Raw genomic sequence first — 12942 nt, forward strand, 5'->3', positions numbered from 1 at the left:
GGCGTGAATCGCTGGCGTGGAACGCGACATTTTTGTAACGTGTTCTAGTACAGAAGGAGGAGGATTCGCGATGGCAGTTACCCCACAGGGGAGCGGTGCGAAGGTCCGGGAGCTAGACGTCGGCACCGTACCCACCCGCTATGCGAGGGGATGGCATTGCCTCGGTCTGGCCAAGTCGTTCCGCGACGGCAAGCCGCACGCGGTGGATGTGTTCGGTACCAAGCTGGTGATCTGGGCCGATAGCAACGACGAGCTGCGCGTACTCGACGCCTACTGCAGGCACATGGGTGGCGATCTCAGTATGGGTGAGGTCAAGGGCGACGACATCGCCTGCCCGTTCCACGACTGGCGTTGGTCCGGCACGAGCGGTAAATGCACCGCGATTCCCTACGGCCGGCGGGTGCCGCCGCTGGCGCGCACGCGGAAGTGGACCACGCTCGAGCGCAACGGTCAGCTGTTCGTCTGGCACGACGTCGAGGGCAGTCAGCCCCCGCCGGAGGTGACCATTCCGCACATCAAGGGGCCTTACACCGACGCGGACGGCAACCCGAGCGAACAGCTCGACAACGGCTGGACCGACTGGACCTGGAACTCCATGCTGATCGAGGGCGCGAACTGCCGCGAGATCATCGACAACGTGGTCGACATGGCGCACTTCTTCTACATCCACTTCGCCTTCCCGACCTACTTCAAGAACGTCTTCGAGGGGCATATCGCCACCCAGTTCCTGGAGACCAAGGGCAGGCCGGACATCGGGATGGCGTCCAAGTACGGCGGCGACACCACGCTGAGCTCGGAGGCGTCCTACTTCGGGCCGTCCTACATGATCAATCCGCTGGTCAACATCTACAGCGGGTACGAGGTCAAGAGCGTCCTGATCAACTGCCACTACCCGGTGACCCAGGACTCCTTCGTGCTCCAGTGGGGTATCACGCTGGAGAAGCCGCAGGGCGTCGACGGCGAGATGGCGGACAAGCTGGCCGCCAAGATGACCGAGGGCATCAGCGTCGGCTTCCTGCAGGACGTCGAGATCTGGAAGCACAAGTCCAAGGTCGAGAACCCGCTGCTGTGCGAGGAAGACGGCCCGGTCTACCAGCTGCGTCGCTGGTACGACCAGTTCTACGTCGACCTCGCCGACGTCACCGAGAAGATGACCCAGCGCTTCGAGTTCGAGGTGGACACCACCAAGGCGAACGAGGCGTGGGAGGCCGAGGTCGCGGAGAACCTGCGGCGCAAGCGGGAGGCCGACGAGGCCGCCACCGACCAAGCGGAGGCCGGAGTCTGATGGTTACCTGGGCGAAAGCACCCGACTTCGCCGACCAGCCTGCGCGGCAGGCCGAAGTGCGCGCCCAGACCGTGGTCGACAAGGAACGGTATCTGGAGCAGGGCCTGACATCGCTGCGGTGTCAGGCCTGCCAGAGTGAGGTGCTGGTGCGCAAGAGCAGTTCGCACCAGACCTCCGTGCAGTGGACCGAGCCGCCGCAGACGCACTGTCCGGTGTTCGCGGAGCTCAGCAAGAAGGGGCACGGACCCGGTAGGCCCGACTCCTGTCCGCAGCTCGAGAAGACGATCAAGTGGGCTGTGGACGAAGGCGTCGTCCCAGTTCCCGACTAGTCGCAGAACTTGATCGGGCGGGCACACGGTCATGCTGCGTCCGGCGTCACCGACGTGCTCGCTGTCGCCGAACTCGCGCAACCGACCCGCGCCGCCGACCTCGTCCGGCGTCGCGGAACTCGTAAGCGTCAGTCCATCTGGAAGTCGGCGAAGTCGAAACCAGGGGAGACGAAGCAGCTCACCAGCGCGTATTCGTCGCCGGCCGGTCGGGCGGCTTGGCTGACCCCGCCGGGCACCACCGCTTGTAGCACCTGGCCGTGCTCGACATCGGGCCCGAGCACGACCTCCTCGCCGCCGATATTCAGCACCAGCGGTCCGCCGCGATGCCAGAGCCACAGCTCGTCGGAGCGGACCGTGTGCGGCGCCGACTGCTCGCCCGGCATCAGCAGGAAGTGGATCGCGGTGGCGGTGGCGCGTGCGCCCTCGTAGCCCTTCGGCTCGAATTCCACGGCGCTGCGCCAAGTTTCACGGAACCAGCCACCCTCCGGGTGCGGTGCCAGATCGAGGGCTTCGGCGAGCGCGGGTCGGTTGTCGGTCATCGTTCGACTATGCCTGATCCGCGGCCGGTGGCGCCGGACAGCCGCGGTGAAAATCAGGTGACCGGAGGCGGACCGCCGCGCTACCGTAGCCGAACACCATGGTGGGTGTAGCTCAGTTGGCAGAGCGCCTGGTTGTGGTCCAGGGGGTCCCGGGTTCAAGCCCCGTCACTCACCCGAAAAAGGCGCCCTTGCGGCGCCTTTCCGAACAGCGGGCTCAGCGCTCTTCGATGCGCCAGGTGATGCCGAACGGTGCGAGCGTGTCAAGGAATTCGGTCGCGTCGAACGCCTCGGCCACCGCCAGTGCTCCTGGCTTCGCGGTCCCGTCTGCCAGCCGGACAGCGACCTCCACCGCCATCAGCGCCGAATCACGGTAGGAGTGCACACCACTCACGACACCGCGGACCGTGCGACCGTCCGCGCCGAACGCGTCGACCACCAGGTCGTAGCGCAGCTCCGCGCTCGGTGCGTCCGGCAGCGTGTCGATGACCTCCTCGGTGAACCCACTCAGCGTGTCCAGGATCGAGGTGGCGAGCACGCCCTCGACGTAGGAGACGTCCGAATGGCGTGGGATCGTAAGTACCGGCGGCTGCGGGAATTTCGCCACGGCGGTCGACTGGGTGTCGCCCGGGAAGGTCATCTCACCGTGCCGAGCCGTTGCGCCGGTGCGCAATTCGCCGTCGGCGTAGTTCCAGCCGCCGCTGCGGAACCAGTCGAGGCTGGCGAACACGGTCTTCGCGCTGCCCTTGGAGCCGTTGCCGCCGCCCTTGCTCAGATGGCTGAGCACCACCTCGGCCGGGCCGGCCACCCGGCGGGTGGTCAGGTAACCGAGCAGGTCACCGGGCAGATTGCTGTCGGTGACGCCGGAGATCAGAGTCACTCCGGCTGCTTCGGCCCGCGGCCCGAACTCGTCGAACACCTGCTTCAGGAACAGCTGCTCGCCGGACATATCGGTGTAGTGCGCCCCGGCGTCGATCGCCGCCGCCAGCACCGCGGGTCCGTGGGTCACGTAGGCGGGCAGGCTGCTGATCACCACGTCGGCCCCGGTGAACGCGGTCACCAGCGCGTCGTGGTCGGTGAGATCGGCGACCCGGATCTGCGCGTCCGGCAGGTCGGCGGCAGCTGCGGCGGCCTGGATCCGGGCTGCATTGCGGCCCACCAGGATCGGGGTGAAGCCGCGCCTGCGCAGCTCGGTGAGGACGTAGCCGCCGGTGATGCCGGTGGCGCCGTAAACGGCGATGGTCTTGGTGTTGCTCGTCGATGTCATGACACAAACTTATGGTCTGGCAATGAGTAAACCAATGGCCGTATTGCTCGCTGATATATCTCAAACGCTCAGTCAGGAAGCGCTATGGTGTTCGAGTGGACATTCTGAGCGAAACCATCGCGGCCATCCGCACCGGCAGCCCGACCTCCGGGCTGTTCATCCGGCACGCCCCCTGGGGCCGCCGCTACCCCGTGGTGCCGGGTGCCGGTTTCCATGTGGTGCTGCAAGGCTCCTGCTGGCTGGTACCGCCGACCGGCGCACCGCTGGCACTAGGCGTCGGCGACGTCGTGTTCATGCCCCGAGGTGCCGACCACGACCTGGTGGACAGCCTCGACAGTCCGGTCACCGAGCTGGCGCAGGTCGGCGAACCGAGGGAGCTCACCGGTCCCGGCGTGCGCGCGGCCTTGCTGTGTGGCGCATACGAACTCGGCAAGAAACGCAGCCACCCGCTGCTCGACGAACTGCCCGAGTTCATCCATCTGCCCGCCCGCCCCGGTCGGCATCCGGCCCTGCGCGGCGCCGTCGACCTGCTCGCCGCCGAAATCGCCGAACCCCGCCCGGGTAGCGACGCCGCCGTCCCAGCACTACTCGAAACGCTGCTGCTCTTCATCCTGCGTGCTTGGCTGGACGAACAATCCAACGCCCAATCCACCGGCTGGGCAGGCGCTTTCGCCGACCCGGCGGTAGCCGCAGCACTGCGGGCCGTGCACGAGGAACCCGCCCGATCCTGGACCGTCCCCGATCTCAGCGGCGTCGCCGGCGTCTCCCGCGCCACCCTCGCACGCCGCTTCACCGCCACCGTCGGCGAACCACCACTCGCCTACGTCACCCGCTGGCGCATGCTCACCGCCGCCCGCCTCCTCCGCGACACCGACGCACCCCTGGGCACGGTAGCCCGAAAGGTCGGCTACACCTCCGAATTCGCCTTCGCCAAGGCCTTCAAACGCGAATACGGCCTCGCCCCAGGCCAATACCGCCGCGCCGAAGACCAGCCCCCACTCGTCGCAGTCTGATCAGCACCAAAGCAACAGGCCCACAGTCGAAGTGACTGTGGGCCTTTGTATCTGTGCGGCAAGCGGGCGGACGGCTCGACCCGCTACTGCTGACCTTCTCAGCTGAACGGCGAGTGCGGGCGTTCCTGGAGTTCCCCGTCGACGTAGGTGTCGACCTTCTCGTTGTAGAAGCAGACCAGGCCTGCGACCTTCTGGCTCTCCGGTAGCGGCGTGCGGTATCCCCACACGTAGTCCTGGTATTCCTTGTCTCCGACGCGGACGGTCCAGTAGTCGGCGGTGCCCTTGTAGGGGCAGCTGGTGTGCGTGTCCGACGGGTGTAGGAGGTCCATTCGGACGTCGGTCATCGGGAGGTAATACCTTGCGGGGAGGCCGGTTTCGAAGAGGATGCGCGGGGAGTTCGAGTCGGCGACGGTGACGCCGTCGATCTGCACGCGTACGTGCCGGGAGCTGGCGAGGATGTCGACGCGGGAGTAGGGGTCACGCGGGTGGACGTAGACCGGCTCGTCTTCCTCGAACCAGTCGTCCATCTTGTTCCACTCGAGCCGCACCAGCTCGTTCAGTTCGGTCAGCGGCGACTCGTGGTAGCGCAGGGCGGCTGCGGCGGCGGTGGTGCCGTCCACGACCACGTCGTACTCGGTCGCGTCGCCGCGGCTGGGGGAGTGGTGGGACTTACCGGTCGGCTCGAGTTTCGCGTGCAGATCCGCGACCGGGATGTAATAGGTCGGATAGTGCGGGCCCTCCCACACCAGGACCGGCCGAGCAGTGTCGGCCACCAGGTGGCCGCCGAGAAATACACGCACTCGCTTCTGGCTGGTTTCGATCTTGACCCGGCCTCGCTGCGCATCGCCCATAGCATCCGACGGTACTCCCGCCACGGGCCTGAGCAAGGGTGTGAGCGACCACGATCGGCGCACGCGGCAGCTGCCTGAACCCGGTGCGCGGGTCCAGGCAGCTGGGCGGTGAACTCAGTCGCCGACGGTGATCGCCTGCGCCTCGGCGACGCTGTGTGGCGCCGGATCGTGGTCGTCGATGTGCGCGAGGGCCGCGCGACCGGCCAGCAGGACGAGCACCGCGCCCGCGGTGCAGGCGGCGCCGACCCAGAACGGCAGCGCGATGCTGTGTTCGCCGAGTTTGCCCGCGAGATACGGCGCGGCCGCGCCACCGGCGAAGCGGACGAAGCTGTAGGCCGCCGAGGCGGTCGAACGCTCGACCGGCGCGGAGATCATCACGGCCTCGGTGATCAGGGTGTTGTTCACCCCGAGGAACAATCCGGCCAGCACGGTTCCGATGATCAGCACCGGCTTGTGCTCGGCGAACGCGGCCATCACCGCGAGGTCGGCGGCGAACAGGGTCAGCGCGAGCCCCATCATCGGCAGCGAACCGAACCGCCGCTGCAACCGCGGCGCCAGGAATACCGACGCCAGCGCGAGCAGCACGCCCCAGCCGCAGAAGATGAAGCCGATCGCATAGGTACCCATGTCCAGCGGGAACGGCGTGTAGGCGAGCAGGGTGAAGAAGCCGAAGTTGTAGAGCAGCGCGGTGAGGCTGACGGTCAGCAGACCACGGTGCCGCAGCGCGAGGAAGGGGGCGGCGATCGAGGTACGGTGCGCCGGTTTCGGCCCTTCGGGCAGCAGCACGACGATGCTGACCAACGCGACGGCCATCAATACCGAGACTCCGAAAAATGGTCCGCGCCAGCTGATTCCGCCGAGCACGCCGCCGAGCAGCGGACCGGTGGCGATGCCGATGCCGAGCGCGGCCTCGTAGAGGATGATCGCGCGGGCGACGCCGCCGCTGGCCGCGCCGACGATGGTGGCCAGCGCGGTGGCGATGAACAGTGCGTTGCCGAGACCCCAACCGGCTCGGAAGCCGACGATCTGAGTGACGGTGTCCGACAAGCCGGCCAGTGCCGCGAACACGATGATGATGGCCAGACCGGCCACCAGGGTCTTCTTCGCGCCGAACCGGCTGGACACCACGCCCGTGATCAGCATGGCCACGCCCGTGACCAGCATGTAGCTGGTGAACAGCAGTGAGACCTGCGACGGCGAGGCGTGCAGTTGTTCGCCGATCGGTTTCAGGATGGGGTCTACCAGCCCGATCCCCATGAACGCGATCACGCTCGCGAACGCAACGGCCCAAACGGCTTTCGGTTGGCGGGTGCCCGCACTGGTGTGCGCGCCGTCGGCGCGGGCGGGAGCCAATGTGCTCATCGATGTTCCCTCTATGTCGGATTGTGCTGTGACGTAGCCTTTTTCAGGGCCTCCAGCAGTTCGTTCAGATCGGTGTCCATGCGGGCCAGGCGTTCGGTGTCGAAGCCGGCCAATCGCGTGGTGAGCGCGGCGGCGAACGCCTGTCGCGCCTGGGCGAGCCGGTTGCGTCCGGCCGGGGTGAGTTCGACGACGACGGCCCGGGAATCCGCCGAGTCCTTGCGCCGGGTCGCGAAGCCATCCGCGACCAGCCTGCCGATCAGCGTCGTTGCCGCCGGCTGCGAACATCGGTCGATCCTGGCGAATTCGCTGACCCGCACGGCGCCGTGTTCGTCGAGCACCGCCAGTGCCCGCAACACCGCCCGCGGCAGGTCGTCGCCGCTGATCACCCCGGCCAGCCGAGTGAGCCTGCCCGCGGTAACGAGTAGATCGACGACGATGTCATCCGCTGTGTTCACCTGAGCCTGCTGCACTTGAATATTATTACATAAGCTAACTATGTATGTCTCGTGAACTCGATCACGGACATGGAACAGCCCCGGTACTCGGCACGTACCGGGGCTGTGACCTGGGCGTTCAGGAGGTGAGAGCGGCCGGGCGGCGGGGCGTGCCGAACAGTTGGGCGGTCCCGTGGGCGCGCTTGAAGAACAGCTGCGCGTCGTGCTCCCAGGTGATGGCGATGCCGCCGTGCAGTTGCACGGTTTCGGCGACGATCGTGCTGAGCGCGTCCGAGCAGTGCAGCCGAGCGACCCAGACGTCTTCGGTGGCGGTGGCGGCATCTTCCGAGACGGCGAGGGTGGCTGCCGCCGAGGCGGACTCGGCCGATTCCAGCAGCACGTACATGTCGGCCATGCGGTGCTTGAGAGCCTGGAAGCTGCCGATCGGGCGACCGAACTGAACTCGGGACTTGGTGTACTCGACCGTCATCTCCAGGCAGCGGGCAGCAGCGCCGACCTGTTCGGCGGCCACTGCGGCCCAAGCGATTTCGCGCAGCCGGGTGATAGCTTGCGCGGGATCCCCGGTACCGAGGCGGTTGGCTTCAGCTGCGGTGAAAGTGATTTCGGACAGCTTGCGGGTCGGATCCATGGTCGGCACGACGCGCCGTGCGACCCCGGCCGCGGTGGCGGCGACCTCGAACAAGCCGGTCGAGGTGAGCACGATCAAGGTGTCGGCAGTATGGCCGTCCAGCACGTAGCGAGCGGTGCCGGTGAGGGTTCCGCCCGTCTCCTGTACTCCGGTTTCGTCCCAACCGCTTTCGCCGGCCCAGCACACCGCGAGCGTGCGGGTACCCTCCGCGACCTCGGGCAGCAGCCGGTCGCACGCCGCCGTGTCGCCGGACAGCAGCACGGCCTGGACGCCGAGAACCGCGGAGCCGAGCATCGGCACCCCGGCCAGCACGCGGCCGAGTTCGCCTACCACCACTAGTGATTCGACCAGGCTCGCACCGACACCGCCGTGTTCCTCGGGGATGGCCAGCGCCGCGACCCCGATCTGCTCGCACAGCAGCCGCCACAGCGCCGGGTCGTAACCGAGGTCAGTGTCCATCGCCGCGCGCACCGCGGCGGACCCGGCGTGCTTGGTGAGCAACGCTCGCACCGAGGAGGTGAACTCCTGAAGTTCGGTGTTCGTCATGCGGTCCCTCGCTGCGGCATGGCTGCCTCGCGCAGCGCGTGGGCGATCCGGGCACGGTGCAGATCTGGTGTGCCCCAGGCGGAACGGAGTGCGGTGACCTTGGTCAACCACAACGACAGGTCGTATTCGGCGGTGTAACCGATCGCGCCGTGCACCTGCAATGCCGCTCTGGCGGCCTGGTGCGCCGCGTCGCCACAGGCGAGCACAGCGGCCGAGACGTCGCGGCCACGCGTCGCCTCGCCCATGGTGAGTGCGGCGCGGTACAGCAACGGTTCGGCCAGATCCAGTCCGATCAGCACATCCGCGAGCTTCTGCTTGACGGCCTGGAACTCACCGATCGGCTTGCCGAACTGCTTGCGCTGCTTGGCATATCCGGTGGCGGCGTCCAGCAGCGCGCGACCCGCACCGAGCAATTGTGCCGCGCAGGCCAGCGCACCGGTGTCGAAAGCGACGGCGACGGCGTCGCGAACCTCGTCACCCTCGGCGACCAATTCGTCGGCCGCGACACTGAACAGGCGGCGCGCCGGATCGATCGACCGCACCAGTCCCGTCCGATGCGCGGTGTGCACCTGAGCACCGTCGGCGATCAGCACGACCTCGGCGCTGTCGGCATCCAGCGCCACCTTGCCCTGCTCCGGCGATGCGAAGGCGATGGTGCCCAGCGCGGTGCCTTCGGCGAAGCCGGGTAGCCAGCGCTGCGCCAGACTCTTGTCCGGAAGCGCTTGCAGCAGTGCCGGTATCGCGGCCGCGGTCTCCACCAGCGGACCCGGCGCGGCGGCGCGGCCGAGCTCGACGAACGCCACCACCAGGTCGATCGGCTCCGCGCCGACCCCGCCGTACTCGTCCGCGATGGCCAGCCCGAGCACGCCGGCGCCGGCCAGCTGACCGATCAGCGCGCGACCGGGGCGCGGATCGCCGGACGCCCAGTTACGGACCGCGGCGGGCGTGCGGCCCGCGTCGAGCAGCTTGCGCACGCTGATGCCGAAGTCGAGTTGTTCGGGGCTGAGCGCGAACCTCATCGGCTGCTCCCTCTCGGTAGTCCGAGCAGCCGCTCGGCGATGATGTTGCGCTGGATCTCGTTGGTGCCCGCGTAGATCGGGCCGGACAGCGCGAACAGGTAGCCGTCGGTCCACGGCCCGGATCGCTCGGCGGTCGCGCCGAGCACGTCCAGCGCGGTCTCGTGCATCGCGATATCGAGCTCCGACCAGAACACCTTGGTGATCGATGATTCCGCGCCGAGCTTGCCGCCCTCGTTGAGCCGGGTCACCGTGCCGAAGGTGTGCAGCCGATAGGCCTCGCTGCCGATCCAGGCGTCCACCACGGCGTCGCGCTGTGCGGTGTTGGCCGGGTCGCCGGCGTCGAGCCACAGGTCGATCAACCGCTGGGCCGTCGCGCTGAACCGGCCGGGGCTGCGCAGCGACAGGCCGCGCTCGTTGCTCGACGTGCTCATCGCCACCCGCCAGCCCTCGCCGGGCTCGCCGATCACATCGCGGTCGGGCACGAACACCTCGTCGAGGAAGATCTCGGCGAAGCCGGGCTCACCGTCCAGCTGCGGAATCGGGCGCACCGAAACACCATCCGCGGACAGCGGGAACATGACGTAGGTCAGTCCCTTGTGCCGCTCGGCCGCAGGGTCGCTGCGGAACAGGCCGAAGGCCCAGTCCGCGTAGGCCGCTCGGGAACTCCAGGTCTTCTGACCGCTCAGCAGCCAGCCGCCGGTGGTGCGGCGGGCGGTGGAACGGATGCCCGCGAGGTCGCTGCCTGCTTCCGGCTCCGACCAGGCCTGCGCCCAGATGTCGTCGGCGCGTGCCATTCTCGGCATGATCCGGTCGAGTTGCTCGGGTGTGCCGTGCTCGAACAGTGTTGGTGCCAAAAGGAAGATGCCGTTCTGGCTCACCCGGCCCGGCGCACCCGCGGCGTAGTACTCCTGCTCGAACAGCACCCACTGCAGTAAGGAGGCCTCGCGACCGCCGTAGGCCTCGGGCCAGGCGACCACCGAGAGCCGAGCGTCGGCGAGGGTGTGTTCCCAGGCCCGATGCGCCTCGAATCCGGCCTGGGTGTCCATCGAGGGCAGCGGCTGGGCGGGCTTGTTGGCGGCCAGGAACTCGCGGACCTCGGTCTGGAATTCCTGGGTCGCCCGGTCGATATCGAGATCCACTACGTCGCCCCGTTCTCGGTCGAGGTCGCCTGCGCCTTCATCGTTTTGGCGTTCATACCGCCCAGCGAGTCGGCGCCGACTTCCGCATTGTGCGCGTGCGCGAAGTGGTGCAGCCCGAACACCGAGTCCATCCCGGTGCGCATGCCCATCAGATCCTCCGCCTGGTTCACCGCCTTCTTGGTCAGCGCGAGCCCGAATTGCGGCATGGCGGCGATCTTTTCGGCCAGCGCGAGCGTCTCGTCTTCGAGCTCGGCACGCGGCACGACCCGGTTGACCATGCCCCATTCCTTGGCCTGCGCCGCACCGAACCGGTCACCGGTGAACAGGAACTCCTTCGCCGCGCGCGGGCCCATCACCCACGGGTGCGCGAAGTATTCGACCCCCGGAATCCCCATCCGGACAACGGGATCGGAGAAGAACGCGTCGTCCGAGGCGATGATCAGATCGCATACCCAGGCCAGCATGAGCCCACCGGCGATGCAGGCGCCCTGCACCATGGCGATGGTCGGCTTGGGGATCTCCCGCCAGCGCCTGCACATGCCGAGATACACCTCGAGTTCACGCGCGAAACGCTGATCGCCGCCGACCTTGTCGACGTGGTCCCACCACAGCGCCGCCTTGTTCGGATATCGGATGTGGTGATCGCGTCCTGGGGTGCCGATGTCGTGCCCGGCGCTGAAGTGTTTGCCGTTGCCCGCCAATACGATCACGCCGACCTCGGGGTCTTCCACAGCCCGCTCGAACGCGGCGTCGAGGGCGTAGGTCATCACCGAGTTCTGCGCGTTGCGGTAGTCCGGCCGGTTCAGCGTGACGATCGCCGTGCGGCCACGCACCTCGTACGTGACGACGTCACCCTCGTCCGGGATCGGTTCCGACATTACGAAATCTCCTCACGTAGTTGACGCTTGAGCACTTTCCCGGCGGCGCTGTAGGGCAGCTGGTCGCGGAATTCGATGAACCGCGGCACCTTGAAGTTGGCCAGCACGGTGGTTGCGTGGGCGAGCACCTGGTCCTCGGTGAGCGTCGCGCCCGGCTTGCGGACCACGAAAGCCTTGCCCACCTCACCCATTCGGGTATCGGGCACCCCGATCACGGCGGATTCGGCGATGCCGTCCAAGCGTGCGAGTGCCTGCTCGATCTCGGCCGGGTACACGTTGAATCCGCCGGAGATGTACATGTCCTTGAGCCGGTCGGTGATCTTCAGGTATCCGCGTTCGTCCAGCGTGCCGACGTCGCCGGTGTGCAGCCAGCCCTCGGCATCGATGGTTTCCGCGGTGGCTTCGGGATCGTCGAGGTAGCCGAGCATCACGTTCGGCCCGCGCAGCAGCACCTCGCCGTTGGGCGCGAGGCGCAGTTCGAAGTCGGCGATCGGGCGGCCGCAGGTGCCCGCGATGGTCGCCGCGTCGTCGTCCGCGCGGCACATGGTGCCGAACCCCGCCGCCTCGGACAGTCCGTAAGCCGTGATGACGACGTCGAAGTCGAGCTCCGCGCGCATCCGCTCGATCAGCACCACCGGGACGGTCGCGGCCCCGGTGACGGCCACCCGCAGCGAGCCGAGGTCGAACTTGTCGCGGTCCGGGTAGTCGAGAATCGTCTGGTAGATGGTCGGCGGCCCGGGCAGCACCGTGACCTTCTCCTCGTTCACCAATCGCATGGTGGCGGGCACGTCGAAGACCGCCTGCGGGATGATCGTGGCCCCGGTGACCAGGCAGGCGAGCATGCCCGCCTTATAACCGAAGTTGTGGAAGAACGGGCTGACCACCAGATACCGGTCGTCGCGACGCAACGTCGCGCACTCCGCCCAGGCCCGCACCACCGACAGCGCCTGCCGATGGGCGACCACGGTGCCCTTGCTGCGGCCGGTGGTTCCGGAGGTGAACAGGATGTCGGAGGTGTCTTCGGGGCTGACCGCCGACGCACGGTCTTCCGCCTCGGCGGGCGTGGCCTTCTCGGCGACCCCGGCGAGCTCGGACCAGTCGAACGCGGTCTCGTCGCTGGTCCGGCTGCCCGGTTCGACCGGGATGACGATGACCGTCTCGATATCGAGTTCCGGTGCGCTCACGCGCAATTCGGCGAGCCGGTCGCGGCCGAGGAAGGTGCCCGCGATGAACAACGCCCTGGCGTCGACCCGGCGCAGCACGTCGGCGGCCTCGTCGGCGACGTAGCGGGTGTTCAACGGCACCAGCGACGCGCCGACATAGTGGGCGGCCAGTGCCGCGACGACCCAGTGGTGCGTGTTGGGCGCCCACATGGCCACCCGGTCACCGGACTGCACGCCGCGTGCGATGAGCGCCCGCGCCACCTCCTGGACCGCCGCGAGCAGCTGCGTCCAGTCCAGCCGGACCGCGCCGTCGGCGAGGGCGGGGGCGGTGCCGAACGTGGCCGCGGCATGCCGCAGCGCCAGCGGAGTCGTCAGAGCAGGGGTTGTCACGGTGGTCCTTACGTCCGTGTCGGGCACTTATGCGAGCGCCCTACAAAGCAAGTGCTTGGTAGGTTATCCTACCGGCGTGGG

13 protein-coding genes and 1 tRNA gene are annotated in these 12942 nt (G+C 67.8%); 4 read left to right on the plus strand and 10 right to left on the minus strand.

What is annotated here, in order from left to right:
• Window positions 1-70 precede the first annotated feature (70 nt).
• Window positions 71-1285, plus strand: coding sequence for a Rieske 2Fe-2S domain-containing protein (locus tag DBO33_RS04425; RefSeq protein ID WP_107653888.1), 1215 nt, complete (start codon window positions 71-73; stop codon window positions 1283-1285).
• Window positions 1285-1614 (plus strand): hypothetical protein, encoded by a 330-nt coding sequence (locus DBO33_RS04430; RefSeq protein WP_107653889.1) that lies wholly within the window; start codon window positions 1285-1287, stop codon window positions 1612-1614. The genes DBO33_RS04425 and DBO33_RS04430 overlap by 1 nt, the downstream gene beginning before the upstream one ends.
• Before the next feature lie 128 nt (window positions 1615-1742).
• Here the strand turns inward: DBO33_RS04430 and DBO33_RS04435 are convergent, their stop codons facing one another.
• A complete protein-coding gene (locus DBO33_RS04435) occupies window positions 1743-2153 on the minus strand; it encodes a cupin domain-containing protein (protein WP_107653890.1) in 411 nt (136 codons plus the stop codon).
• A gap of 101 nt (window positions 2154-2254) precedes the next feature.
• Between DBO33_RS04435 and DBO33_RS04440 the strand changes: the two genes are divergently transcribed.
• Window positions 2255-2327, plus strand: a tRNA-His gene (locus DBO33_RS04440).
• 40 nt (window positions 2328-2367) lie between these two features.
• Here the strand turns inward: DBO33_RS04440 and DBO33_RS04445 are convergent.
• Window positions 2368-3417 (minus strand): saccharopine dehydrogenase NADP-binding domain-containing protein, encoded by a 1050-nt coding sequence (locus DBO33_RS04445; protein WP_107653891.1) that lies wholly within the window; start codon window positions 3415-3417, stop codon window positions 2368-2370.
• Between the two features lie 95 nt (window positions 3418-3512).
• On the opposite strand from DBO33_RS04445, the gene DBO33_RS04450 reads away from it, so the two are divergent.
• The gene (locus DBO33_RS04450; protein ID WP_107653892.1) at window positions 3513-4430 is read left to right on the plus strand and encodes an AraC family transcriptional regulator; all 918 of its coding nucleotides are present in this window, start codon (window positions 3513-3515) and stop codon (window positions 4428-4430) included.
• A 98-nt stretch (window positions 4431-4528) separates the two neighbouring features.
• On the opposite strand, the gene DBO33_RS04455 is transcribed toward DBO33_RS04450, so the two are convergent.
• The 8 genes from DBO33_RS04455 to DBO33_RS04490 form a co-directional block, all read right to left on the minus strand.
• Window positions 4529-5281, minus strand: a complete 753-nt coding sequence (locus DBO33_RS04455) for a DUF427 domain-containing protein (protein ID WP_107653893.1) — start codon at window positions 5279-5281, stop codon at window positions 4529-4531.
• 114 nt (window positions 5282-5395) lie between these two features.
• Window positions 5396-6643, minus strand: coding sequence for an MFS transporter (locus tag DBO33_RS04460; RefSeq protein ID WP_107653894.1), 1248 nt, complete (start codon window positions 6641-6643; stop codon window positions 5396-5398).
• A gap of 11 nt (window positions 6644-6654) precedes the next feature.
• Entirely contained in the window at window positions 6655-7098 is a 444-nt protein-coding gene (locus DBO33_RS04465) for a MarR family winged helix-turn-helix transcriptional regulator (RefSeq protein WP_234390694.1), read from the minus strand.
• Window positions 7099-7216: 118 nt separating this feature from the next.
• A complete protein-coding gene (locus DBO33_RS04470; RefSeq protein WP_107653896.1) occupies window positions 7217-8272 on the minus strand; it encodes an acyl-CoA dehydrogenase family protein in 1056 nt (351 codons plus the stop codon).
• Window positions 8269-9291, minus strand: a complete 1023-nt coding sequence (locus tag DBO33_RS04475; protein ID WP_107653897.1) for an acyl-CoA dehydrogenase family protein — start codon at window positions 9289-9291, stop codon at window positions 8269-8271. The genes DBO33_RS04470 and DBO33_RS04475 overlap by 4 nt, the downstream gene beginning before the upstream one ends.
• Entirely contained in the window at window positions 9288-10430 is a 1143-nt protein-coding gene (locus DBO33_RS04480; protein WP_107653898.1) for an acyl-CoA dehydrogenase family protein, read from the minus strand. The genes DBO33_RS04475 and DBO33_RS04480 overlap by 4 nt, the downstream gene beginning before the upstream one ends.
• Window positions 10430-11308 carry an enoyl-CoA hydratase gene (locus DBO33_RS04485; RefSeq protein ID WP_107653899.1) on the minus strand — a complete coding sequence of 293 codons (879 nt, stop codon included), beginning with the start codon at window positions 11306-11308 and terminating at the stop codon, window positions 10430-10432. The genes DBO33_RS04480 and DBO33_RS04485 overlap by 1 nt, the downstream gene beginning before the upstream one ends.
• Window positions 11308-12861: a FadD3 family acyl-CoA ligase gene (locus DBO33_RS04490; protein WP_107653900.1), complete on the minus strand. Its 1554-nt coding sequence runs from the start codon at window positions 12859-12861 to the stop codon at window positions 11308-11310. Before DBO33_RS04490 ends, DBO33_RS04485 begins: the two co-directional genes overlap by 1 nt.
• Window positions 12862-12942: the final 81 nt, after the last annotated feature.

Source organism: Nocardia suismassiliense, from assembly GCF_900269665.1.
Classification (GTDB): Bacteria; Actinomycetota; Actinomycetes; order Mycobacteriales; family Mycobacteriaceae; genus Nocardia; species Nocardia suismassiliense.